Genomic DNA, 22,514 nt, shown 5'->3' with positions numbered 1-22,514 from the left:
GCTGGCTGAGCAAAGTACAGGCACGGCCCTCTGCATTTGCCGTAGCGGCTCATCATCTTTCTGCATACACGAATCAAAGAGCCCTGTAGGAGCGAAGCCGCCCGTCAGCTCTCTGCGTACTGTTTGATACTCAGGACCCGGCTCGCGCCGGTCTGGTCGGTGGTCACGCCCCACAGGGCCTGGGCGACTTCCATGGTCGCCTTCTGGTGGGTGACCAGCAGAAACTGGGCTCCCCGCTCGCTGAACAACTTCAGAAAGCTCGTAAACCGGCGGATGTTCGCCTCGTCCAGCGGCGCGTCTACCTCATCCAGCACGGCCAGAGGCAGACCGCCGGCGCTGCCCTCACCGCCGGCATGGTTCAGGGCAAACAGAAAGGCCAGGCCCGCCATGGTTCGTTCTCCGGCCGACAGCAGGGTCATGCTGCGGGTGCGTTTGCCGCGTGGCTGCACCGCCAGCCTCAGACCACTGAGGCGTCCGCTTTCGGTCAGTTCGGCTTCGAGTTCGCCCTGGCCTCCCAGCAGTTCGGCGCTGTAGTCCCGAAAGGCTGCGTTCACCCGGTCAAAGGCCGCGCGGGTGGCGACCGTCTCGGCCTGCTCCAGTTCCCCGAGATGGCCACGCAGTTCGTCGCTGGCCGCCTGCGCATCGTTCAGCTCTGCCTGCTGGGTCTGAAGAAGGGTCAGCTCCTCGGCGTGATCGGCCTCGGCACGGGCGTTGACCGGCCCCAGGTCTTCCAGGGTGCTGCGGGCGCGGGTCAGTTCGGCCGTCCACTCACGGGGGGTACCCAGCGGGCTGGCACCATCCGGCAGGCCGTCAAGGCTGCCCTCTCGCCGGGCAATCAGCAGTCTCAGCTCGTCAAGGCGGGCCCGGGTTTTGTTCTGGGTGCCGATCAGGTTCGCGTAGGCCTGCGCCGCCTGCTCACGGGCATACTCGGCGCGGGGGAATTCGTTCTCGTCCAGGGTGCCCAGAGCCGCCGTGCGCCGTGCAACCTCGGCCGCAGCGGCATTCAGGTGGGCTCCCTGCGCCTGGGCAGCCTGGGTGTTGGTGTCCAGCCGTTCTCTCAGGTCTGCGGCCCGCGCCCGCCCAGTGCGGTAGGCCTTCCAGGAAGCGTCAAGTTCCCGGCCCTGCGCCAGGGCCTCTGCAGCGTGCCGCTCCTGGGCCCGGCCCTGCTCAGCGGCGGACCGTGCAGCCACCAGATCGGCCTCCAGGGCGCTCAGGTCCAGATCGGGCAGCGGTGCCCCCGGATCCTGTGGGGCCGGTTCCAGGCGCTCCTGCAGCCGGTCACGGTGGGTGGTCAGGCTACGAATCTGTGCTTCCAGTTCCGTGACCCGGCGCTCGGCCTCCCGTTCCTCGCGTGCGGCACGTTCACGTACGGCCAGCAGGGCGTCGTGCTGCCCAGAGCTGCCCTCCAGCCCGGCCCGGACCTTTTTCAGCTCCGCGCCGAGCCGGTGCGCTGCGGCGTCGGCGTCCTCCAGTTCGTCGTCCAGTTCCTGAAACCGGCGCTGGTCGGCCAGGACGCCGGTACCTGTGTCGCGCAGGCGTCCACCAGTGATGGCTCCACCGGGCTCGACCAGTTCCCCGTCCAGCGTGACCAGGCGTGGGCGGCTCTGATACCTGCGCGCGATGCCGTTGGCTGCGCGCAGATCCCGCACCACCAGGGTGTCGGCCAGAATGGCCTCGCCCACCAGCGGGGGATCGGTGGGACACAGGTCCGCCAGATTGCCGATCACACCGTCCTCGCGGAGCAGACCGGCGTCACGGCGGGGACGGGCCCGGATCAGGTCCAGCGGCAGAAAAGTTGCGCGCCCACCAGCACGGCGCAGTTCCTCGATAATCTCGCGGGCGTCGTCGGCGCGCGATACCACGATCTGTTCCAGACGCCGGCCCAGCGCGGCGCCTAAGGCGGTTTCGTACTCAGCAGGAACGCTCAGCAGGTCCGCCACACTGCCCACGATGCCAGGATGCTCCAGCCGCAGCGCGTTGCGAGCCCCTTCGCCGTAGCGGGCATAGCTGTTCAGGGCGGCCTCAAGCCGTTCGCGTTCCCGCCGCAGCGGCGCCACACTGGCGTTCACGCGTGCCAATTCACTGCTCAGGTGCCGCTCGTGGTGAAGCGCGGCGTCGCGGGTACCACCCAGCGCGGCAAAGGCCTGTTCCGCCTGCTCGCGCGCCGAGCGGGCGCTGCCGAAGCGTTCGGTGGCTGCCGCCAGGCTGTCGTGGGCCTGTTCGAGGTTTCCCTCGGCCCGCAGTAGTTCGGCATGCAGGGTGTCGCGGCTGGCGTCCGCGCGGGCCAGTTGCTCGGCCACGCGGGTTGCCTGGGCGCGGGCGCGGGTCAGTTCAGCCTCCAGCGTCCGGGCGCGCCGTTCGGAGGCCTCGGCTGCCGAACGGGACGTGTGCACCGCCGCGTCCAGCGTCAGCAGGTCCGGGGCTGGCCGGGCTGGCATCTGACTGGGCAGGCTGCTCAGTTCATGTTGGAGGGTCTCCCCTTCCCGGCGCAGGTGGGCGTGGTACCGCTCGGCCTGGGCCTGGGCCTCACGCGCCGCGTTCAGGGCGTCCAGGGCGCCACTGTAGGCCTCGCGCCGGGCCCGCGCCTCCTGTGCCCGTTCACGCGCCTGTTCGACGGCGGCCGCAGCTGCCTGAACCTCGGCGCCTTGCATTACGCTCCTGGCCTCCAGGCCAGCAGCCTCGGCGGTCGCTCCCGCAATCTCGCGCCGCAGGGTCAGATGCCGCTCGCGGCGCAGGGCGTCTTCCAGGGTCAGAACCCGGGCACTCAGGTCACGGTGCTGACGCGCTGCCTGTGCAGCCTTCTGGAGCCGCGCCACTGCCGCCTCGCGTTCGTTCAGCACCAGCCTCAACTGCTCCAGAGCGGTGTCCGCGTCCCGCAGACGGGCCTCGGTTTCCTGACGGGCCGTCACGGCCCTCGACAGACCGGCCGCCTCCTGCACGTAACCCAGCAGGGTTCTGCCTTCGGCCTGCACCACCCCACTGACCTCGCCCTGGCCGATCACGGCCAGCCCACCTGGGCCCAGACCGGTTCCCCGCAGGGCTCCCTGAACGTCGCGGGCCCGTACGGGGCGTCCTCCCAGGTCCTGCTCGGCTGCGCCGTCACGGTAGATCCGCCGGGACAGGTTCACCCGGCCTTCTGAGGTACTCAGTTCCAGCTGGACCTCGGCCAGCCCCAGTGGAGCTTTGCCCCCGCTGCCATGGAAAATGAGTTCCGTACCGCGCCCGGCCCGCAGTTCGCGGGCGCGTGCCTGATGGGTCACCCAGCGAATCGCCTCGACCACGTTGCTCTTGCCCGAGCCGTTGGGGCCGATCACGGCACTGACTCCGGGACCGAATTCCAGCCGGGTCCGGTCGGCAAAACTTTTGAAGCCCTGAAGGGTAATGCTGTGCAACATAACGGATCAGGACCTGGAACTCAGCCCACCTCGGGTCAGACAGTGGTGAAACCCTTGACCGAGGGTGGGGGGCTGCTCAGGTCCGGAACGCTCCTTTCTGGCCCGGGGGACATCCTGTTCTGATCATGTGGCTCACACCAGACTGGCCCATCACTGGTCGGGCCATCACTGATCGGCACAGTCGCGTCCGGTAAAGGCCTCGCGCAGGTCCAGGTGACCGAGGGTCTCGATGTTCTTGCCGTCCAGCAGGAATGTCACGTCCTGACCCTTGAGGCCAAGCAGGGTGCGGGTCATGCTGCACAGCAACATCCGTTCACCGCTGGTGCCGTACCGGAGCTTGCCATAGGTGGCAGGCATGTCCACGTAATAGTGGCCGCTGCGCAGGTAGACCTTGGGCGCCGCGGTTCCTTTCGGCACCAGCCCCAGATGGTCGCGGTCGTTGGGGCCACCCGCCCAGACGTTGAGCGCGGCCTGTGCCAGCGTCCCGGCGTCCTGCTGGGTCACCTGCACGGTGCGGGTCTCGGCCTTCAGGGCCTGAACCTGCGGATCGGTGAAGTACACCTTGACCTTCAGCGCGGTGCGCTGGGCAAGCTCGAGCTTGGGAGCTTCCGGCGTATCGGGAGTCCGCTTGACCGCCTGCAGCGCCAGGACCGAGGCGCCCAGCAGCACCAGCGTTACCACGTTAAACAGGGAAAACACGCGTTTCACCGTGCCACCCCCTGGGCACCGAGATTGGCGTTGTTGTTGGCCCGGGCCGTCAGGTAGGTGGCCACTGACCGGGCCAGGGCATTGGCCATCGCCTGCAGGCGCCGGTCAACCGCCAGCCGGGCCAGGTCCTCGGCGTTGCTGGCCCAGCCGAGTTCCATCAGCAGCGCCGCCTGGGGGGCCTCGCGCAGGGTCAGCACACGGGAGGTAGTGTCCTGGTTGGCCGCCACCCCGCCTCCCTTGAGTTCGCCCCGCAGCAGCTCTCCCAGCTTGCGGGTGCCGCCCGCGTTGCCGGCCACGAGCGTGCCGTAGGGCGGAGCATTTCCCGCACGGATGGCGTTGATGATCTGCGCACTCGACTGACCGGACTGCTCATAGACGGTGACCCCGCTGCGTTTGGCACCCGGCAGGCGGCCCAGGTCCAGTGCGAGGAAGACGTCACTTTGACGCGCGAGTTCCAGCTTGGTCCGCAGATTCATGGCGCTCGCCGAATCCCGCGTCACTCGCACCTGCCACCCGGCGCCGCTCAGCAGCTCGGCAGCGCGGCGGGCCACCTCCAGGGTCACGTCCCGGCCTGCACCCTCTACCCGCATGGGGTCAAGAACAATCAGCGGGCGCGTCACGTGCTCCAGCAGGGCGGGGCTGGTCCGCACGATTCCCGGTCCCGCATCAATCACCACGCGCACGCTGCCCGGCCGGACCACCTTGTAGACCCGCACGCCACTGGCAGCCGTCAGTGGAAAGGTCAGTTGCAGATTGTCCTTCTCGCGCGTGACTTCGGCCCGGGGCACGAAAGCACCCCGGGTGGTGTATTTGCGCGGTTCACCTTTGAGCCCGCGCAGGGTCACCACCACATTGGCCCCGCGCTGCTCGTCAATCACTTCCACGTCACGGCTCAGGTCCAGCACCAGACGGTCGGCGTCCTTGCCGGCGCGGCTGCTGACCCCCTGAAGGGTTGGGGCGGCCACCCGGAAGTTCCCGGGTTCGTACTTGGCACCCAGACCACGGGCCAGGGTATCGAGCGGCAGATACACGTTGCCGTTGATCAGGGTGGCGGCCCGGGCCTGAACGCGCCGGGTATCGAGCTGCACCGTGTTGAAATCGGTGGTGGCCCGCTGCTGGTCCTCGTCGATGGGCAGCAGCAGCGTGTGCCCCAGCCCGGTCACGCGAAGCAGGCCGCCGTCGCGCGACACGTTGAGCAGGGCACTGAGGGTCTCCTGGCTGGCGTACTCGGCGCCGTACAGGTTGACACTCTGTACCTGCTTACCCGCCAGCGTCAGCTTGCTCAGGGCAATCTGGGCCTCAGCAAGCCCAGCTCCCAGCAGCCCGGCACCCAGCAGAGCGGCCGGCACCAGGGGCCACAGGAAGGACGTGCGAGCGCCCCGTTTCATAGCTCTCTCAACTCGCGCCGCACCGTTTTCTCTGCATCCGCGCGCCGCTTGTCATGCAGTTTCTTGCCGCGGGCCAGGGCCAGTTCCACCTTGAAATACTGGCCTTTCTGATAAAGCCGGGTGGGCACCAGGGTCAGGCCCTTCTGCTCCAGGCCCTTTTTGAGTTTCAGAATCTCCATGCGGTTCAGCAGGAGCCGCCGGGTGCGCCGGGGCTCGTGGTTGTTGTAGGTCGCTTCCTTATACACCGGAATGTAGAGGCCTTCGAGGTCGACATTGCCGCCGTGAAGCCGGGCGAAGGCGTCACGGAAATCCACGCCGCCGGCACGAATGCTCTTGACCTCGCTGCCTGTCAGGCTGATGCCCGCCTCGAAGCGCTCCAACAACTCGTACTCGTAATGAGCGCGGCGGTTCGTGTACACGCGCGGCATTCTACAGCATGGCCCGCTGGACTTTTCCGCACAGCCGGCAGGGCGTTGGGACGCGGCGGGCCCGGCCCGCAGAGCATCCTTGGAAGTCAGGCCACGAAAGTCCGAATCAGAAACAGGTTATTTCCGGGGCGGGCGGCTGGGGCGAACCTCCACCCGGCTGGGCAGGGTCCGCTCGGGCATATTCAGCAGGTCCACCGTCAGCTGCGCAATGTCCTCCGGCTGAATCTTCCAGGCATCGGCCTCGCTGGGTGTGTGTCCCCCAAAATGCGTTGCCACACTGCCAGGCATGATCTGTGTCACCTTGATGCCACGGTCTCGCAGGTCCAGGTTCAGGACCTCCGAGAGCCCATTGAGGCCAAATTTACTGGCGTTGTAGGCGCCGCCGCCCGGGAGTGGATTCCTGCCTGCCAGACTGGAGAGCGTGAAGATATATCCGCCCCGCTGCGACAGCGCGCCGATGGCGGCCTTGACCGTGTAAAAGGCGCCGCTGAGGTTGGTCTGGATCATGCTGTCCCAGTCCTCGATGCTCAGTTCCGCGACGTTCATGAAGCGCCCCACGCCGGCATTGACGAACAGGACGTCCAGGCCTCCGTAAGCCTGCACGTGCTGATCCACCTCGCGCTGCAATGAGGCGGCGTCACGCACGTCGCACGCCACCCCGCGCGCCTGCCCGCCCTGCCTTTCACCAGCAAGTTCACCGGCTGCGGCCTCCACCTCATCCTGGTGGCGGCTGGTGATGGTCACGGCGTAGCCCTCGTGAACCAGCGCGCGCGCCACGGCCAGCCCTATGCCCTTACTGGCGCCAGTGATAAAAGCACTTTTACTGGGAGGTGTCTGCGTCATGCGGGCACGCTAACACGCGAACCCAGGGAGTGACCTTGAGGCACCGCCAAGACAACGCCAGGAACAGAACAGGAACAGGCCCGCCTGGAGACCTGTTCCTGTCCGTTGCGTGGCACCTCAGGGCAAACGCTGTGCCAGCCGGTCAAACACAAAATTGGCGGCGTCAGCCTGGTGCTGCCACAGGGTCAGTAACGAGTGCTGTTCGTTCATCACGACCTGAGGCCCCTCGGGAAGCGCGAAGGTCAGGCGCGCAGTCAGCTTGCCCCAGGGCAGCAGGGCGCCGGGCGCCACCAGTTCCGGACTGACCCGGATCACGCCAGCCGCCTTGGGATCTGTCGTGATCGTCGCCTTGGGATAGCGGCGCTTGATGGCGTCCCCGGAATCCTTGCGCATGGCCTTCAGGACACCTTGCCGCTGATCGCCACTGATCAGGTTGGGATTGCCCCTGATTTCCGGATCCAGGATCAGATAGGTGGCGCTGGACAGGCGCTGGGCATTCCAGCTGGGTGGCGTACCCTGCTGGGCAGAGGCGCTCAGCGCCACTCCCAGGGTCAAAGTGGCCAGGATGAACTTCGTCTGCTTGATCATGAGCTCCAGTTCACCACACGGTTTCTGACGCCTCGTGAGTGCCCGCAGGTCTGGCCTGCCTGATTCGTGCGTATCCCAGGGTTGTGGAAGCGGGCAGCCGGCGCGTTAAATTCAGGACATGCATGAACTGATGACCATCATGCGGCGCCTGCGCGCACCGGACGGCTGTCCGTGGGACCGCGAACAGACGCACGAGTCGCTGCGTCCCTACCTGCTTGAAGAGGCAGCCGAGGCCGTGGATGCCATCGGCAGCGGCAGCCCGGCTGAGCTGGCCGGTGAACTGGGCGACGTCCTGCTGCAGGTTGCCTTCCACAGCGTGATCGCGCAGGAAGCCGGTACCTTCACCTATGAAAACGTGGAAGCTGGCATCGTGGCCAAGCTGGTGCGGCGCCACCCCCATGTCTTCGGAGACACGGTGGTGAGCGGCAGCGATCAGGTGGTCAGCAACTGGCAGGCCATCAAGGCCGCCGAGCAGGGAGGTCGACCCCGGCGTGCAGTGGACCGCGTTCCTTCTGCGCTGGGCGCTCTGTCCCGGGAGGCACAGGCCCAGAAGCTGGCCGGGATCCAGGGCGACCGCGATTCGCTGCTTCGCACCCTGCAGGAGGCCCCGGAGTCCGAAGAAGGCGTCGCTGCAGTGCTTTCAGCCGTGGTTGCCTGGGCCCGGTCAGCCGGGGTGGATGGTGAGGTGGCGCTGCGCGCCCGCACCCAGCAGGTGCTGGAACAGCTGCCGGACGAGACAACGCATGGAACGTAGTGATCCACTCGACGAGGCGTTGGCCGACCCGTGGGCGCTGTGGCTCGGTGCGCGTGCGCGGCAGGCCCTGCATCTGCCCTACTTCCGGCGGGCCGCCGTTCTGGTCGGCCTGACCCGTGAAGCCGACCCGCGCGTGCTGTTAACGCTCCGATCGGCGGATCTGCCGACCCACAAGGGCCAGATCAGCTTTCCCGGCGGCAGTCTGGAGCCGGGCGAGGGACCAGTGGAGGGTGCCCTGCGCGAAGCCTGGGAAGAGGTCGGACTGGACCCGGCGACAGTGCAGGTGCTGGGGGAACTTGATGACGTGTTTACCCCCGTCGGCTTTCACGTCACTCCGGTTCTGGCCCGCATCGAGCCTCAGCCGTCGCTGAGCGCTTCCGGGGAGGTCGCCCAGGTACTGATGCCCAGTCTGGCGGCCCTGCGCGCTGCGCCCTATACCCGGGAGTGGCGGCACCTTCCGGACGGCACGCGGGTAGCGGTCTACCACTACCCCTGGCAGGGCCACAACATCTGGGGCATGACGGCGCGGGTGCTGCATGATCTGCTGACAGAGGGCCCAGTTTCTCTGACCATATAAAACCACTACAAGAAAAGCCCCCACCGCATGGGTGGGGACCTTGCTGGTCACTCCTTACAGCTGCTTTGGTTCCGGCTCAGCGGCTGGGGTTAATGGTGATCTGGGCGTTGCGGGTGATGTTGTAGGTGCTGGAGAAGGTGCGGTAGCCGGAAGCCATGACCACGACCTCGTGGGTGCCACGACTCAGGCGCACGTTCAGACCACCGTTGCGGATGGTGCCCACTTCATCGCCGTCAACGAACACGCGGGCGCCGTTCACCGCACTGCGGATGCTCAGGGTGAACTGGGTGGCCACGGGGGCCGGTGCAGGCGCCGCCTGGGCGAATTCCACGTTCAGGTTTGTGGTGGTTCCGCCACGGATAGTCAGGGTCGTGGTGAAGTCACGGTAACCGCTGGCCTGGACACGCACGGGGTAGGTGCCAGCCCGCAGGCTGCTGTAGGTCACGTTGGCACCGCCGAGACGCTGACCATTCAGGGTTACCAGTGCGTTATTGACGTTGGTCCCGACAAACAGGCTGCCAGTCGCCACAGGGGTACGCGCCGCCACGGTGTAGAAGGCAGTGTCACTGACCCAGCTCTTCTGGGGCAGTGGGTTGACCACGATGCTTAGCGCCTGGGCAAGGCCCGCCTGGGTCTTGGCATTTACGGTAGCGAACTGGTCCTGGGTGGTCTTGAAGCTGCTGATCTGGTCCAGGTCAAGCTCGGTCGTGCTGGCGAGTGCCAGAACCTTGTTCTGACCAATCGGGCCAGCAACCGTAAAGTTGAAGTTGTCATCAGGAGCCGGGAAGACCTTGGTGGTGCCCGCCTTGACGAAGTTCGTCTCACTCAGACGGTTGGGCAGGACCTGGTCCACGCTTCCGTCCGGGTTGACGTTGAACAGGTACACGTAGGCGTCACGGTTGACGGTGGTGCTGATGCTGATCTTGTCGCCCACACGGTAAGCAGGGTTCTGGCTACCGCTGGTGTCCTTGTCCACGCGCACACTGACACTCAGGTCAGGCTGGCTGGGGTTGACGATAATGCTCTGGGCGCTGATCTTGGGGGCGGCTGCAGCAGTGCTCAGAAGCATGGCCGCCGGAATCATCAGAAATTTGTTCATGTGGACCTCCGACCAAAGCGTAGGCGCAGCAACTTGACGGGCAATGAGTCACGCACATCGCAATATTCATGGTGCTTCAGACCACGATCAGGAACAGGGAACGGAACAGGTTGCTGATTGCAAATAGCAAAAGTTCAACGGTCAGTAGCCTCATAAGCAGGCGCCACGGTCCTGAAATCACCAGTGAAAGCCGGAGCTCTCCCTTTCCGCATCCTGCCGACGTAGACGGAGCTGAACGTGGTACCACAGGCATCAGGACGGTCCCGATCGCGCGCAAGAGTTCTTCCGGTGCAGGCGTCATGGAGGGGGAACGCCCGGGTCCGGGACGTCAGCGGATAATGCGTGCCGGTTCGATGTTGGCTGCTCTGCGCGCAGGAATCAGCGCTGCCAGTAGCGTCGTAACCAGACCTATGGCATTGACTGCCAGCAGGTCGCTCCAGCGCACCTCCACCGGAAGCGACGTGATGAAATAGAGGTCTCCAGGCAACTGGAACGGTCGCACCGTGAAATAGGTAGTAATCCCCAGCCCCAGCAGATTGCCGACCAGCAGTCCACCCAGGCCCAGCGCCAGGCCTTCAAGCAGGAACAGACGCGTGATCAGCCCCCGGGTGGCCCCAATCGCACGCAGGATGGCAATCTCCTGGGTTTTTTCGAACACCACTAGCGTCAGGACATTGGCGATACCGAAGGCAGCAACAATCACAATCAGAAACACTACAAAGCCTATGACCTTCTTCTGCAGGGCCAGTTGCTCCAGCAGCGTCCCGTACAAGCTTTGCCAGGGCAGCGAAGAATACGCCCGGGTGCGGGTCAGATCGTCGCCCAGGGCTACAGCCTGCTGAGGGTCGTGCAGCCGCATCTGGTAGCCGGTGATGTTCGAGGTGCTCTGCAGATCCTGCAAAGTCTTCAGGTTGGTAAAGGCATACGCGCTGTCGATCAGGTAGTTGCCGGTCGTGAAGACACCTTTGACCTTCAGTATGGTCCGGCGCTGGGTGCTCCCCAGCAGCCGCACCTGATCGCCGGTGAACGCGCTGACATTGCGCGCCAGGGCGCTGCCCAGCAGAACCTCGCCATCTTTCAAGCTGGCCAGTAGAACGTTGCCGGGGGGTGGAAGGCGCAGTACCCGTGCGCCACCCGCCGGTACCCCGAACAGCGTTGCGAAGTCCACGCCGGCCCGGCGACCTGTGCTGGCCGGGGTGGTCAGCAGCCCCTTGTCTGCCAGGAATGGGGTAAACGCCTGCACCCGCACGTCACTCCGCATTGCCCTTTCAAGATCAGCGTCCCGGGCACCCGGAGTAAAGGCCGTCACGCTCAGATGCGGGCTGGCCCGCAGGGTCGCGTCAACCAGGGCCGCCGTGAACCCGTTGGTCAGACTCAGGGCGGCAATGAGCGCCATGACTCCCACGGCAATTCCCAGGACAGTCAGGATGTTCTGGGTGCGACGGCGGCGCAGGTGGGCCCGCGCCAGGGTCCACGCCAGAGCCATTGAAGAGGTAGGTCGGGCGGGAACCGTCATGCGAAGCGGAGGATAGCAGACTGCCTTCAGTCGGCCTTCCCGCCTCTGGTCCCAATGAGCCGATTGACCCTGGAACGAATGGGCGACAGACGCATTTTTGCGGGGAAGGATGCTGGCCCAGCGCGGCGCAAAAAAACAGGCACCCCAATTCAAGGGTGCCAGACGCGATCAGACTGGTTTAAGATCAGCGAACGGCAGTAATTCGCAGCTGGCGCGCGCCAAAGTTGATGGCCTCAGTGCGGGTCCCCATCCAGATGTCCAGGCTGTTCCTTTTGCGGGCGGCCATGGTGTCTTCCACAACGAAGACACGTCCCTTGAAGTTGTAGCGGCCGCTGAGATCCTCAATCGTGATCTTGCTGCCGTAGGGGAACTGGCGCAGCAGGTCACGGCTCAGGGCCACGACTCCGGCTCGTACACGGGTACCGGTCGCCGTAATAAACGGGGTGCTGTCGGTCTGGTTCGGCAGGCTGTTATAAGCCGTAGCGCGCACAATGGCGGTGCGGCCGGTACTGCGCGCCACAGCAATGGGGGTGTTGTCGACGGGCAGCTTGACGGTTCGGGCGGCCTGGGCCACGGCTTCGGCACGGTTCTGAGCGGCGCTGGAGGCCGCTTGCTGAGAAATGGCAGGAGTCGGCACGGCAGCGCTCAGGGCGTCACGCACAGCACTGGTGGCCAGGGTACTGCTGGGAAGAGCGGGGGTTGCAGCCGCGAGGCCGGTGAGGCTCAGCACGAGGGCCTGCAGCCAGTTGAGAATTCGGGTCATGAGGTCTCCTGTCAGAGTGGGCCGCACCCTGGACATTGAATGAGTGAGGAATCAAGAGGCGAAAAACTATGAAGTTTCTCTCTTCGTCCTGGGTGAGATTAAGGAGACAAGATGGCAGCTTAATTAGAAAACTGCCTTTATGAACTCATCATAAAGGCAGGAAATCTTTGTACTCGGTATAATTTTATTAAGTTTTCTATCGTTTTAAGGGTAACTCTTTTATGAGGTAACTTCTAATTCACTCACTCGGGCTCTCATGGATTCTCCTGAAGCGACACTCTAAGAGTGAGCGTTCCTGGCTACTTTCTGACTCCAGCGTCGTCTCCTGTAGGGTAATTCACAAAATCAGGTCTAAGATCCCTGAGTCGGGTCTTCAGACACGAGTTTCTTCCTGACGAACCCAAGTTTAGACTCACACTTTACTCATTGGCTTCCGGAGCAATGGCCGGTGCGCTGCCCCACCGGGACAGAATGTCGGCGGCAATATCCTGATAAATCGGCGCCGCCAGCTGGGAGCCCTGAAAGCGCACCTTGGCTCCGTGGACCATGACAGCAACCGTGACGCGGGGAGCGTCCGCCGGAAAGAAACCGGCAAAGGTGCTGTTATAGATCGTGTTGGAGTAGCGGTTCCCGACCACGACCTGGGCGGTGCCAGTCTTGCCGGCAAGGGCATACCCCTTGATCCCGGCCTGAGTCGGAATGCCGTCCTCGATCACAAACTGCAGCATGTTGCGGGTCGTTCGGGCTACTTCGGGACGCAGCACCTCGTACCGCTCGACGCCTCCAGAACCCTCCACCAGTCGGGGCGAGACATACAGACCGTCGTTGGCCAGTGCGTTGTAGGCGGCGGCCATCTGCAGGGTCGTACTGCTCATGCCTTGGCCGAAGGCGTTGGTGGCCCGGACCAGGTCACCCCAGTTGCGCAGCGGCTGCAGACGGCCCGTCGCAGTCATGACGGTGGGAAGGCTGACGTCGCGCCCGAACCCGAATTTCGTCAGGTAGTTCCGCAGATCCTCGGCGGCAAAGCGCTCCACGATGTGCGACATCCCCACGTTGCTGCTGTAACGCAGGATCTGCTGTGTGGTCAGGCGCGGCGGGTGCGCCACAACGTCACCAATGGTGCTGCCCCACCGGCCCCCAATGTAGCGGCGCATGGGCGTGTCGTACTGGGTCTGGGGGCTGGTCAGGCCTTCATTCATCGCTGCCGCCACCACCAGTCCCTTGACCGTCGAGCCCGGCTCGAAGACATCCAGAAAGGGACGGTTGCGCCGGTCGTCCTGGCTGAAGTTGCGCCAGCGGTTCGGATCAAACGAGGGATAGCTGGCTGCGGCCAGAATCCGCCCGGTCCGAGTTTCCATAACCACCACCGAGCCGTACTCGGCCTGGTGGCGGGGTACGGCAGCGCCTAGGGCCGCCTCTGCAGCCGCCTGGATGCGGGTGTCCAGGGTCAGGCGCACGTCCTGCCCGGATTCCAGCACCCGGTTGTAGGCGAATTCCAGGCCTTCGAGGCCCTCGGTCGCCCCCATCATGCCCACCACCTGACCGGCCAGCTTGCCCTGCGGATAGACCCGCTTGCCGGCCGCGCTGCTGCTGGCCAGCACCTTGCCGTCAGCGGTGGTAATGGTGCCGCGCAGTTGCACCACCTTGCGCTTGACGCCCTGCGGCACTCCCCATTCGAGCTGGGCATAGGCCCACACCAGTGTCAGGAACATCATCAGGGCGATGACCTGCATGATGCGGGAACGATTGCGGATCTTTACTTCCATTGCGTTCTTACCTCCACGGTGCGTTTCGGGGCTGCAGGGCGCGCGGCCATGGTGGGCGCAGGAGGCAGATCCTGCATGGTCTTGTTGGGGGCCTGAGCAAATCTCTGCATGCCGTTGGCAAAAGCCCAGTCACGGATCAGCTGTGGATTTTCCAGAATCTGAATGCGCAGTTGCAGGTCATCGCGCTGACTGATCAGTTCTGCCTCACGCTCCTGAGCACTGATCAGCCCGGGGCGGATCTGCTGCGTCCCCATCCGGACCCCCACCAGGGCAACTGCCAGAGCCAGATAAATCAGCACATAGCGCACCGCGCGCCCACGCCAGGTCACGAAGCTGAGGTCAAGGCTGCTCCAGCGCCCGGCCGGTGGGCGGGCCATCATGAGGCCTCCTGGACCGCGAGGCGCTCAGCACCGCGCAATTTGGCACTCCGGGCCCGCGGATTGACATTCTGCTCCTCCTCCGTAGCCACCACGGGCCGCTTGGTCAGAGGGCGAAGCACTTCACTGCCCAGCAGGAAGCGTTTGACAATCCGGTCTTCGAGCGAATGAAAGCTGATCACCGCCAGACGGCCTCCAGGGCGCAGCAGGGTCTCGGCGGCCTGAAGCCCGTCGCGCAGGGCCCCCAGCTCATCGTTGACATGAATCCGCAGGGCCTGAAACGTGCGCCGCGCCGGATGGATGCCCTTGGAAAATCCCGGGTAGGCCCGCTTGATGATCTCGGCGAGTTGCACGGTGGTCTCGATGGGCGTTTTCTGACGTGCCTGTCCGATAGCCCGGGCGATGCGGCGTGACAGGCGGTCCTCGCCGTATTCGTAGATGATGGCGGCCAGATCCTCCTCTTCGTAGGTGTTCACGACGTCGGCGGCCGACTCACCGCTCTGGCTCATGCGCATGTCCAGCGGAGCTTCAGTGTGATAGGAGAAACCTCGCCCCGCATCGTCAAGTTGAAAGCTGCTGACGCCGATGTCCAGCAGGATGCCGTCGACCTGCGACACCCCAGCCTGTTCAAGCAGGGTGCTCATGTCGCGGTAGTTCCCCTGTAGCACGTTGAGATTCGGCAGTTGCGCCTCACGGGCACGGTCCAGGGCAAAGGGATCCTGATCGATGCCGTAGACGTGGGCGCCGGCTTCCAGAAGCAGCCGGGTGTGGCCGGCACCGCCAAGGGTGCCGTCCACGATGATTTTGCCGGGCGCCGGGGCCAGGGCTTCCAGCACCTCAGCTGCAAGGACGGAGGTATGGGTCAGGGATTCAGAGGCGGAAGTGTCTTCAGGTAGGGTCATAGTTGTTACGCCACAAAGTTGGCGAGAAGGTCGGGTTTGGGAGGGGTGTGCTGCACCGCGCTGATGGCTTCTTCCCAGCGGGCCGGGTTCCACAGTTCAAGACGCCCGGGAGCGCCCGCCACGATCACCTCACTGTCCAGACCCGCGAAAGCCCGCAGGGTCTGCGGCACCGAAACGCGGCTCTGGTTGTCCAGGCGGGCCTTGTTGGCCCCGGAGTAAAAGAAGCGCACGAACGCCCGTGATTCGGCGTCCGTGAGGGGAAGACCTTCGAGCTGTTCTTCGACACGTCTCCAGCTGGCCAGGGGAAATACGTACAGGCAGCCCTCCATTCCGCGCGTGAGAATCATTCCGTCCTCGACGAATTCCCTGAACGGCGGTGGCATGACCACGCGTCCTTTGTCGTCGATGGTGTACGGGTACTCTCCGAACGGCACTGGGCTCCTTTCCCACGCAGTCCCACCAGAGCAGAGCAGGGACCGTCAGGGCAAAGCAACCTGAAACATGCATGAGCAAAGGCTTCAGGCTGCCAAAAGGAGTGTAACAAGCCTTACCACCATTTACCACTGGTTCCCACGTTTTCCCCCAAATCCCCCCGCCGATTTCCCACTTTTCCCACTCAAGGTTTTTCTGGTGGCCATCGCCCGGGCAGGGATTCAGGACAGAAGCAGGCACAAACGCCGCCTCTGACATCAAATTACCATTTTCATAGCCGTTCTTTGAGCGCCGGCACCCGGGTGGGACAATTCCCCACCGGGCCTCCCCTACCCTGCCCTGGATGCTTCCTCTGACACTGCTGCACGGTGGCGTGCTTCTGGCGGCCCTGGGCATAGCACTGGGCGCTTTCGCGGCACATGGCCTGAAATCCCGGCTGGACCCACAGATGCTGGCCACATTTGAAATCGGGGTGCGCTACCACATGTACGCGGCGCTGGCTCTGATCGCGCTGGCACCCCAGGTTCAGCACACCCGGGGACCGGTGCTGCTGCTGCTGGGCCTGCTGGTGTTCAGCGGCTCTCTGTATATTCTGGCCCTGACGGGAACGAGGTGGCTGGGGGCCGTGACCCCACTGGGCGGCCTGCTGCTGATTGCCGGCCTGATACTGTGCGCTCTGGACCTGCGACGCTGACACAGCTTCCCGGACCGACCAGGCGGCACTAATCAAAGTGCCCCCGCCGGGGCAGGAGCACGATATAGAACGGGGGAACTGTAAGCCGGGTTCTGTCCACCGCCCTGGAAGGCGGCTGCACGGTCATCTCTCTGGGACAGCTGTTGCCAGCTGCCTCAAGCGACCATCCTGGCGGTCAACGGGCGGGCCACCCTCGCGCACTGTCGGGTCTTGCACCAGATGGGGTTTACCAGCGCCGCCTGTCTCCAGGCAGCCTGGTGCGCTCTTACCGCACCGTTTCACCCTGACCATGTCCGTGCGCGCCGCTGCACCAGTGAACATGGCGGTCTGGTTTCTGTGGCACTGTCCTTCGGCTTCGCCGCCACCCGCATGCTGAAACTGGCGCGCATGCAGGCGCTTGACTCACCGACCAGCCGTTAGCTGGCATCCTGCCCTGCGGTGCCCGGACTTTCCTCACCTGAACTCACGCCCAGGCGCGACCGAGCATTCCCCCGCAAAGAAACAGTGTACCAGACCTGCGCCGGTCTAACCCCAGCGCTGCTGCGCGTGCTCCCAGGAGCGCTGCCAGCTGGCGCGGGGGATCCCTGCCGGGTTCACCAGTTCATCGAGCTCCTTGTGGGTCAGTTCCCGGTACTCGCCGACCTCCATGTCTCCGAGCCACAGACCACCGAGTCGGTAACGCAACAGGCGGCTGACCGGGTGCCCCACGGCCTCCAGCATGCGGCGCACCTGCCGGTTTCGGCCCTCGCCCAGCACCACGAAGGCGCCGCCATAAGCGGGGCTGGCACTTACGGCCTGCGCCGGACCGTCGTCCAGTTCCACGCCGCTCACCAGGAGGTCAAGCTCGCGTTGGGTCGGATCGTGCGGGCCCTCGGTCCAGGCCCGGTAGGCCTTTTCGTGGCCGAACCGTGGGTGGGTCATGGTCAGGGTGAGCTGTCCATCGGTGGTGAGCAGCAGAAGACCTTCCGAGTCCTTGTCCAGCCGGCCCACGGGATGCAGCCCCGGCATCTCGGGCATGGCGTCGAGCACGTTGCGGCGTCCATATTCGTCCCGGGCGGTGGTGACGTAACCACGCGGCTTATACAGGGCGTAAGTGATGGCTGGCACCGCCGTGGCATCCACCAGCCTGCCATCGACCCGTACGTCATCGGCGTCCGTCACGGTCTGTCCCAGATGGGCCACCACGCCGTTGACCGTGACCCGGCCAGCCGTGATCATCTCCTCGGCAGCGCGGCGTGAAGCGATCCCGGCACGCGCCAGCCGTTTTTGCAATCGTTCGCTGCTCACAGGCGGCTCCGCCGCGAGGGCAGGGAGAGCATCGCGACAACCGCCAGCAGCGTCAGCAGCGCGCACAGGGCGAGGAGGGCCATGCGCACCTGGGCCGGCATCTGCTCACCCTGGCGAATAACAGCGGGAAGCAGGGTTGCCACGCTGAGCAGGTTCCCGGCCACCAGGGCACCGACCTTGAGACCGTCGGGAAGTGCGCTGGCCGCCAGCAGGAAAGCGCCCCACACAAACACCAGACCCCCTGAGGCCCGGACCAGCCAGAGCGGCGAAACACCGACCAGGGACGCCACACCGGGTGGCAGGAAGTACAGAAACAACCCCAGCGGCACAAAAATCAGGGCGGTGAACCAGAAGGCGGCACGTAACACGCCCGCCAGTGTATGACGCCTGCCCCCGGTCCGGGCTGTGAGTGGTCTGATGCTACCCTCCCCGCATGCCTGTACTTGCGGTGGATAAGCCTCTGAACCTCACCTCGCACGACGTGGTGAACCGGGCCCGCCGCGCCCGGGCCACCCGGCGGGTCGGTCACACCGGGACCCTGGACCCGCTGGCCACCGGCGTCCTGGTCCTGTGTGTGGACGACAGCACCAAAGTGGTGCAGTTCATGGAGCACGACAGCAAGGATTACCTTGCCTGGGTGAGCCTGGGGGCCGGCACCCCCACCCTGGATGCCGAGGGACCGGTGGACACCACCGGGACAGTGCCGCCGCTGGACGGGGGTCATATCCGTGAGGTCCTGGCCACCTTCTGCGGCCCGCAGCAGCAGATTCCACCCCAGTACAGCGCCATTCAGCTGGGAGGACAGCGGGCCTACGCCGTGGCCCGGGCCGGAGGCACACTGGAACTGCCCGCCCGCAACATCGTGATTCATTCGCTGGAACTGCTGGGGGTATACCCGAGCGTTCAGGCGGCTCCAAGAACGTTTTCCACCGTTCCGGACGGCTGGCTGCCGACACCGGAGGGCCGGACTTTTACCCTGCCCGAGCCGCTGGGCGAATTTCCCACCCTGCTGCTGCGGGCCAGCGTCGGCAGTGGCACCTATCTGCGCTCGCTGGCGCGTGATCTGGGCGCAGCCCTGGGGGTTCCGGCCCACCTGGCTGGTCTGGTCCGCACCCGGGTCGGCCGGTACAGCCTGAGCAGCGCCGTATCCCTCGAACAGCTGGCCGAAGCGGAGGGCATTCCTGACCTGGAGGCGCTGGGCTTCCCCCGGATCGAGGCCGATGAGAGGCTGGCCCTGGAACTCCGGCAGGGAAAACGCCCCCGGCACACGGCCCGGGGGCGGCAGGTCGTGACTCTGGTTGGTCAGCTGGTGGCGGTCGTGGACGGAGACGGCGAGCAGCTGAAAGTCGTGCGCGCCTGGGCCTGACTCAAGGAGCCGTGTAGCCAGCAGGACTTTCCAGCTGAACCGCCCCGCTCCCCTCCAGAGCCCCGGCAAGCCGGACCAGAAGCTCGTCCTTCAGGGCTGGGGCGATAAATTGCACGCCCACCGGTAGCCTGACCCCGCCTTCAGCCAGTTCGAAGCCGGCCGGAACACTCATTGCCGGCAGTCCGGCGAGGTTCACCGCCACGGTGTCGACATCAGCCGCGTACATGGCCAGCGGATCACTGGTCTTCTCGCCCCGGCGGAAAGCCGGAAACGGGCTGGTGGGCGTGACAAGCACGTCGAAATCCTGAAAAGCGCGGCTGAATTCCTGCGCGATAAGCCGCCGGACCTTCATCGCCTTACTGTAGTAGGCGTCGTAGTACCCGCTGGACAGCGCATAGGTGCCGATCATGATGCGGCGCTGCACCTCGCGGCCAAAACCATGTTCGCGGGTCAGGGTCATCACCTCGCCGACGTCGCCGCCCACAGCACGCTGCCCGTATACCATGCCGTCGTAGCGGGCGAGGTTGCTGCTCGCCTCGGGCATGGCAATCAGGTAATACGTGGCGATGGCGTGGCGCAGGTCCGGAATACTGACCTCGCCGCACACAGCCCCGCCCGCCCGCAGCGCTTCCAGGGTGGCATTCAGCGCCGCGTCCACGCCGGAGGTGTTGCCTCCCAGGCTTTCCCGGATGACACCCACACGCAGCCCCCTGAGGTCGTCAGGCGTGCCGGCCTGGAACCTTGCCGGGACCTCCAGACTGGTGGCGTCCCGGGGGTCGTGACCGGCCAGGACACTCATCATCAGCGCAAGGTCCGCGGCGCTACGGGCAAACGGCCCGATCTGGTCGAGGCTGCTGGCATACGCGACCAGCCCATAGCGCGATACCCGGCCGTAGGTGGGCTTGAGCCCGTACACGCCTGTCATAGCCGCAGGCTGCCGGACACTGCCGCCGGTATCGCTGCCCAGGCTGACCGGGGTGAGATTCGCCGCGACCGCCACGGCGCTGCCGCCGCTGCTGCCACCCGGAACGCGCGCCACGTCCCAGGGATTCAGGGTCGCCCCCGAAGCGCTGCTCTCGGTGCTGGACCCCATGCCGAACTCGTCCATGTTGGTCTTGCCCACGATGACGGCACCAGCGTCGATCAGGCGCTGGGCGGCGGTGGCCGTGTAGGGACTGACATAGGTGGCCAGGATGCGGCTGCCGCAGGTGGTGCGTGTGCCGGCCACATTGATGTTGTCCTTAACGGTCACCGGAACACCGGCCAGCGGCAGAGCTTCTCCGCTGGCCAGCCGCCGGCTGACTGCAGCCGCCTGGGCAGCGGCCTGCTCGTTCAGGCTGACCAGCGCGTTGAGGCTGCCTGCAGCCTCCACACGGGCAAGGGCCTGATCCAGCAGGGCCTGAGGAGTGGTTTCGCCAGCCGTAACGGCGCGGGCAAGATCAGTGGCGGTGAACTGGACGGACATACCGCCGCACAGTCTAACGGGGCACACCCGCGTGAGCCGGCCCCCGGGTAGACTGCCTGGCCCCAGCCACCCGCACAACCCGTGCCATCAGACCGGCTGCACCAGCACGCTGTCCCCGCCCTGAATACCGGTCTGAAGCAAAAGTTCGGGGGGGATCAGTAGCTGCCGGCCCAGGCCAGGGGCTGCGCGCAGGGCCAGGGTCTGAACCTGTCCTGTCCCGGTCTTTACCGCCACGCGCTCTGGGGACCGCTGCAATGCCTCGTGCCAGCGCTGGCAGATCATCTCATCGACCAGCACCATTCCGCGCACCTGATGCGTCACGACTACGGTCAGACGCGCCAGCCGCGAACGTCGGGGGACCAGCAGTCCCATGCGGATCAGGGTCAGAAGCAGGCGAGTGGCCGGCGGGCTGGAGGCCAGTTCACCGACCGGCTGCTGCGCCTCGAGCTGTCTCAGAATGTGCTGTTCCTCCGGCGACCACCTCAGTGCGTCCACCCTGTCCGGCTCGGTAATCCTGCCGGGACCATTGAATGGCAGTTCGGAGACAGGAATGTCGTGCAACAACGCTTCAAGCACGGCCTCGTCCAGTGTGGCGTCCAGTTCAGGGGGCGTGGCCAGCTGAACGCCGGGCAGAAAAGTGGAGTGTCCGCGCGGATCAAGCAGAAGGCGCCTCACCGCCCCAGCACCACTCAGCACCCCGAAGCGCACCGCCCGGACGCGGCCGCCTTCGAGCCACATCGTGAACTGAGCGTCGTCACGGATAATCTGCAGCGCCCCGGTGCGCCGCTGACCGGCCAGCAGATACAACAGCTCCAGCACGTCGAAGGTCTCGAGGCTGATGGTGGTGTTGGCCATGGTCCAGTTCTCCTTCGGGGCAGCAGCTTGTTCCATGGTGAAGGATGGACAGGACGCCTACAAGCGACATTCCCGGAGGCCACCGGTCTCCCGGATCAGCCGCGCAACAGGTGGGAGAAGTCGGCTCCATCCAGGGGGGGCAGGTCTCCAAGGCCACCGAGACCGAATTCGACCAGAAAGCGCTCCGTAGTGCCGTAGAGCAGCGGCTGCCCCACGGCGTCACTGCGCCCCACGACCTTGACCAGTTCACGCTCCTGTAGGGTCACCACGGTGCTGGCACTGCCCCCGCGCATGGCCTCGATCTCGGCCCGCGTGACAGGTTGCCGGTAGGCGATCACGGCCAGCACCTCCAGAGCAGCGCTGCTCAGGGGGGGCAGAGGTGGCGGCGCCAGCAAGGGGGACAGCTGAGCAGCCACCTCTCCCGGCACGACCAGCCGGTACCCGCCCGCCACCATCTCGACCCGGAAACCCAGATCAGCTGCCTCCAGTACGCCGGAAAAGGTCTGCAGTTCATGCTGCATGACCTCTTCATCCAAACCGAGTACGGCGGCCAGCTCACGTGCAGCCACAGGTCGCCCCGCAGCCAGCAGCGCCGCGCCAATCAGCGCCTGCCGGGACGGCCGGGGTGCAGCCTCCCCATTGGTCATCACTCTGTCTGCCCGGCCAGAAGCTGCCGGATCCTGGCGGCGGGCACGGCCCCTTCACGGATCACGTCGCCTCCGGGCAGGAGAAGCACCGTGCTTGCTATGCCTGCGGCCGGATGCCCGCCATCCGGCAGGACCAGGTCGCCCAAGCCAGTGTCCACAGCCTCCCGCCAGGTGCGGGCAGCAGGAAGGCCACTGCGGTTACAGCTTGTGGTCGCCAGGGCGCCACCACTCAGACGCAGCAGGGCCAGCGCGACCGGATGGTCCGGTACCCGCAGACCGACCTGCCCATTCGGCGCGAGATAGGCCGGGCACCCGGGTTCAGCGGCAGTAACCAGCGTCAGGGGTCCCGGCCATAATGGAGCCAGAGCGTCCAGGGCCCGGCTGGGCGGAGCATAACGGCGCACCTCGTCCAACCCGGCACACGACACCTGCACGGGCTTGTCTGCTGCACGGCCCTTCAGGGCGTACAGCCGCTCAACGGCATGCGGATGCTGCGGATGTGCAGCCAGACCCCAGACGGTCTCGGTGGGATAGGCGACGACTCCCCCCTGCAACAGGGTATCGGCAGCGTCCTGAACAGCGTTCAGCCAGTCTGGAAAAGGGTCGGTAGGCATAGGGGATACGGCGCAATCGGGGTTCATGAGGCTCGGGACCGTCAGCAGTC

The 22,514-nt window shown here is 65.4% G+C and carries 23 protein-coding genes and 1 other RNA gene; 4 read left to right on the top strand and 20 right to left on the bottom strand.

From position 1 onward, the window contains the following. Positions 1–104: 104 nt before the first annotated feature. From IEY49_RS01995 to IEY49_RS01970, 6 genes are all read right to left on the bottom strand, one after another. Entirely contained in the window at positions 105–3,395 is a 3,291-nt protein-coding gene (locus IEY49_RS01995) for an SMC hinge domain-related protein (protein ID WP_189004018.1), read from the bottom strand. A gap of 165 nt (positions 3,396–3,560) precedes the next feature. Continuing rightward, complete coding sequence (locus tag IEY49_RS01990) at positions 3,561–4,103, bottom strand: GerMN domain-containing protein (protein ID WP_189004016.1); 543 nt, start codon at positions 4,101–4,103, stop codon at positions 3,561–3,563. Further along, entirely contained in the window at positions 4,100–5,491 is a 1,392-nt protein-coding gene (locus tag IEY49_RS01985; RefSeq protein WP_189004014.1) for an N-acetylmuramoyl-L-alanine amidase, read from the bottom strand. Before IEY49_RS01985 ends, IEY49_RS01990 begins: the two co-directional genes overlap by 4 nt. Next, entirely contained in the window at positions 5,488–5,919 is a 432-nt protein-coding gene (smpB, locus tag IEY49_RS01980) for an SsrA-binding protein SmpB (protein ID WP_189004012.1), read from the bottom strand. The genes IEY49_RS01985 and smpB overlap by 4 nt, the downstream gene beginning before the upstream one ends. Positions 5,920–6,036: 117 nt before the next feature. Continuing rightward, positions 6,037–6,762, bottom strand: a complete 726-nt coding sequence (locus tag IEY49_RS01975; RefSeq protein WP_189004010.1) for an SDR family oxidoreductase — start codon at positions 6,760–6,762, stop codon at positions 6,037–6,039. Positions 6,763–6,879: 117 nt separating this feature from the next. Beyond that, positions 6,880–7,350, bottom strand: coding sequence for a hypothetical protein (locus IEY49_RS01970; RefSeq protein ID WP_189004008.1), 471 nt, complete (start codon positions 7,348–7,350; stop codon positions 6,880–6,882). A 118-nt stretch (positions 7,351–7,468) separates the two neighbouring features. On the opposite strand from IEY49_RS01970, the gene IEY49_RS01965 reads away from it, so the two are divergent. Continuing rightward, positions 7,469–8,104, top strand: a complete 636-nt coding sequence (locus tag IEY49_RS01965) for a MazG family protein (protein WP_189004007.1) — start codon at positions 7,469–7,471, stop codon at positions 8,102–8,104. Next, positions 8,094–8,681 carry an NUDIX hydrolase gene (locus IEY49_RS01960; RefSeq protein WP_189004005.1) on the top strand — a complete coding sequence of 196 codons (588 nt, stop codon included), beginning with the start codon at positions 8,094–8,096 and terminating at the stop codon, positions 8,679–8,681. The genes IEY49_RS01965 and IEY49_RS01960 overlap by 11 nt, the downstream gene beginning before the upstream one ends. Before the next feature lie 76 nt (positions 8,682–8,757). On the opposite strand, the gene IEY49_RS01955 is transcribed toward IEY49_RS01960, so the two are convergent. The 7 genes from IEY49_RS01955 to mraZ all read right to left on the bottom strand — a co-directional run bounded on the left by IEY49_RS01955 (position 8,758) and on the right by mraZ (position 15,538). Then, positions 8,758–9,780 (bottom strand): DUF4384 domain-containing protein, encoded by a 1,023-nt coding sequence (locus IEY49_RS01955; RefSeq protein ID WP_189004003.1) that lies wholly within the window; start codon positions 9,778–9,780, stop codon positions 8,758–8,760. A 328-nt stretch (positions 9,781–10,108) separates the two neighbouring features. After that, entirely contained in the window at positions 10,109–11,296 is a 1,188-nt protein-coding gene (locus tag IEY49_RS01950; RefSeq protein WP_189004001.1) for an FtsX-like permease family protein, read from the bottom strand. Positions 11,297–11,480: 184 nt separating this feature from the next. Further along, positions 11,481–12,059, bottom strand: a complete 579-nt coding sequence (locus IEY49_RS01945) for an RlpA-like double-psi beta-barrel domain-containing protein (protein WP_189004000.1) — start codon at positions 12,057–12,059, stop codon at positions 11,481–11,483. 419 nt (positions 12,060–12,478) lie between these two features. Further along, complete coding sequence (locus IEY49_RS01940) at positions 12,479–13,825, bottom strand: peptidoglycan D,D-transpeptidase FtsI family protein (protein ID WP_189003998.1); 1,347 nt, start codon at positions 13,823–13,825, stop codon at positions 12,479–12,481. Continuing rightward, on the bottom strand, positions 13,816–14,205 hold the full coding sequence (locus tag IEY49_RS01935) for a hypothetical protein (protein ID WP_189003996.1): 390 nt from the start codon (positions 14,203–14,205) through the stop codon (positions 13,816–13,818). The genes IEY49_RS01940 and IEY49_RS01935 overlap by 10 nt, the downstream gene beginning before the upstream one ends. Beyond that, positions 14,202–15,104 carry a 16S rRNA (cytosine(1402)-N(4))-methyltransferase RsmH gene (rsmH, locus tag IEY49_RS01930; protein WP_189003994.1) on the bottom strand — a complete coding sequence of 301 codons (903 nt, stop codon included), beginning with the start codon at positions 15,102–15,104 and terminating at the stop codon, positions 14,202–14,204. The genes IEY49_RS01935 and rsmH overlap by 4 nt, the downstream gene beginning before the upstream one ends. Before the next feature lie 5 nt (positions 15,105–15,109). Next, positions 15,110–15,538: a division/cell wall cluster transcriptional repressor MraZ gene (gene mraZ / locus IEY49_RS01925; protein ID WP_189003992.1), complete on the bottom strand. Its 429-nt coding sequence runs from the start codon at positions 15,536–15,538 to the stop codon at positions 15,110–15,112. Between the two features lie 341 nt (positions 15,539–15,879). Between mraZ and IEY49_RS01920 the strand changes: the two genes are divergently transcribed. After that, positions 15,880–16,230 carry a DUF423 domain-containing protein gene (locus IEY49_RS01920; RefSeq protein WP_189003990.1) on the top strand — a complete coding sequence of 117 codons (351 nt, stop codon included), beginning with the start codon at positions 15,880–15,882 and terminating at the stop codon, positions 16,228–16,230. Positions 16,231–16,295: 65 nt separating this feature from the next. On the opposite strand, the gene rnpB is transcribed toward IEY49_RS01920, so the two are convergent. The 3 genes from rnpB to IEY49_RS01905 form a co-directional block, all read right to left on the bottom strand. Then, an RNA gene (gene rnpB / locus IEY49_RS01915) (RNase P RNA component class A) lies at positions 16,296–16,725 on the bottom strand. Between the two features lie 30 nt (positions 16,726–16,755). Beyond that, positions 16,756–17,517, bottom strand: a complete 762-nt coding sequence (locus tag IEY49_RS01910; RefSeq protein ID WP_189003988.1) for a pseudouridine synthase — start codon at positions 17,515–17,517, stop codon at positions 16,756–16,758. Beyond that, positions 17,514–17,885 carry a hypothetical protein gene (locus IEY49_RS01905; protein ID WP_189003986.1) on the bottom strand — a complete coding sequence of 124 codons (372 nt, stop codon included), beginning with the start codon at positions 17,883–17,885 and terminating at the stop codon, positions 17,514–17,516. The genes IEY49_RS01910 and IEY49_RS01905 overlap by 4 nt, the downstream gene beginning before the upstream one ends. Before the next feature lie 65 nt (positions 17,886–17,950). Here IEY49_RS01905 and truB point away from each other — a divergent pair, with 65 nt between their 5' ends. Then, positions 17,951–18,883: a tRNA pseudouridine(55) synthase TruB gene (gene truB, locus IEY49_RS01900; RefSeq protein ID WP_189003984.1), complete on the top strand. Its 933-nt coding sequence runs from the start codon at positions 17,951–17,953 to the stop codon at positions 18,881–18,883. 1 nt (position 18,884) lies between these two features. Here the strand turns inward: truB and gatA are convergent, their stop codons facing one another. From gatA to IEY49_RS01880, 4 genes are all read right to left on the bottom strand, one after another. Beyond that, positions 18,885–20,348, bottom strand: a complete 1,464-nt coding sequence (gatA, locus tag IEY49_RS01895) for an Asp-tRNA(Asn)/Glu-tRNA(Gln) amidotransferase subunit GatA (protein ID WP_189003983.1) — start codon at positions 20,346–20,348, stop codon at positions 18,885–18,887. Between the two features lie 87 nt (positions 20,349–20,435). Then, a complete protein-coding gene (locus tag IEY49_RS01890; RefSeq protein ID WP_229780578.1) occupies positions 20,436–21,239 on the bottom strand; it encodes a DUF4388 domain-containing protein in 804 nt (267 codons plus the stop codon). A 59-nt stretch (positions 21,240–21,298) separates the two neighbouring features. Then, the gene (scpB, locus tag IEY49_RS01885; RefSeq protein ID WP_189003981.1) at positions 21,299–21,850 is read right to left on the bottom strand and encodes an SMC-Scp complex subunit ScpB; all 552 of its coding nucleotides are present in this window, start codon (positions 21,848–21,850) and stop codon (positions 21,299–21,301) included. Further along, positions 21,850–22,464: an L-threonylcarbamoyladenylate synthase gene (locus IEY49_RS01880; protein WP_189003979.1), complete on the bottom strand. Its 615-nt coding sequence runs from the start codon at positions 22,462–22,464 to the stop codon at positions 21,850–21,852. Before IEY49_RS01880 ends, scpB begins: the two co-directional genes overlap by 1 nt. Between the last annotated feature and the right edge of the window lie 50 nt (positions 22,465–22,514).

The organism is Deinococcus malanensis (assembly GCF_014647655.1).
Taxonomy (GTDB): domain Bacteria; phylum Deinococcota; class Deinococci; order Deinococcales; family Deinococcaceae; genus Deinococcus; species Deinococcus malanensis.
This window is presented reverse-complemented; position numbering and strand designations above follow the sequence as displayed.

Bases quoted from the DNA above. Each gene is read 5' to 3' on its own strand.
- IEY49_RS01995 (WP_189004018.1), bottom strand. From the start codon at position 3,395: ATGTTGCACAGCATTACCCTTCAGGGCTTCAAAAGTTTTGCCGACCGG.
- IEY49_RS01985 (WP_189004014.1), bottom strand. From the start codon at position 5,491: ATGAAACGGGGCGCTCGCACGTCCTTCCTGTGGCCCCTGGTGCCGGCC.
- smpB (WP_189004012.1), bottom strand. From the start codon at position 5,919: ATGCCGCGCGTGTACACGAACCGCCGCGCTCATTACGAGTACGAGTTG.
- IEY49_RS01975 (WP_189004010.1), bottom strand. From the start codon at position 6,762: ATGACGCAGACACCTCCCAGTAAAAGTGCTTTTATCACTGGCGCCAGT.
- IEY49_RS01970 (WP_189004008.1), bottom strand. From the start codon at position 7,350: ATGATCAAGCAGACGAAGTTCATCCTGGCCACTTTGACCCTGGGAGTG.
- IEY49_RS01965 (WP_189004007.1), top strand. From the start codon at position 7,469: ATGCATGAACTGATGACCATCATGCGGCGCCTGCGCGCACCGGACGGC.
- IEY49_RS01960 (WP_189004005.1), top strand. From the start codon at position 8,094: ATGGAACGTAGTGATCCACTCGACGAGGCGTTGGCCGACCCGTGGGCG.
- IEY49_RS01955 (WP_189004003.1), bottom strand. From the start codon at position 9,780: ATGAACAAATTTCTGATGATTCCGGCGGCCATGCTTCTGAGCACTGCT.
- IEY49_RS01950 (WP_189004001.1), bottom strand. From the start codon at position 11,296: ATGACGGTTCCCGCCCGACCTACCTCTTCAATGGCTCTGGCGTGGACC.
- IEY49_RS01945 (WP_189004000.1), bottom strand. From the start codon at position 12,059: ATGACCCGAATTCTCAACTGGCTGCAGGCCCTCGTGCTGAGCCTCACC.
- IEY49_RS01940 (WP_189003998.1), bottom strand. From the start codon at position 13,825: ATGGAAGTAAAGATCCGCAATCGTTCCCGCATCATGCAGGTCATCGCC.
- IEY49_RS01935 (WP_189003996.1), bottom strand. From the start codon at position 14,205: ATGATGGCCCGCCCACCGGCCGGGCGCTGGAGCAGCCTTGACCTCAGC.
- rsmH (WP_189003994.1), bottom strand. From the start codon at position 15,104: ATGACCCTACCTGAAGACACTTCCGCCTCTGAATCCCTGACCCATACC.
- IEY49_RS01920 (WP_189003990.1), top strand. From the start codon at position 15,880: ATGCTTCCTCTGACACTGCTGCACGGTGGCGTGCTTCTGGCGGCCCTG.
- truB (WP_189003984.1), top strand. From the start codon at position 17,951: ATGCCTGTACTTGCGGTGGATAAGCCTCTGAACCTCACCTCGCACGAC.
- gatA (WP_189003983.1), bottom strand. From the start codon at position 20,348: ATGTCCGTCCAGTTCACCGCCACTGATCTTGCCCGCGCCGTTACGGCT.
- IEY49_RS01890 (WP_229780578.1), bottom strand. From the start codon at position 21,239: ATGGAACAAGCTGCTGCCCCGAAGGAGAACTGGACCATGGCCAACACC.
- scpB (WP_189003981.1), bottom strand. From the start codon at position 21,850: ATGACCAATGGGGAGGCTGCACCCCGGCCGTCCCGGCAGGCGCTGATT.
- IEY49_RS01880 (WP_189003979.1), bottom strand. From the start codon at position 22,464: ATGCCTACCGACCCTTTTCCAGACTGGCTGAACGCTGTTCAGGACGCT.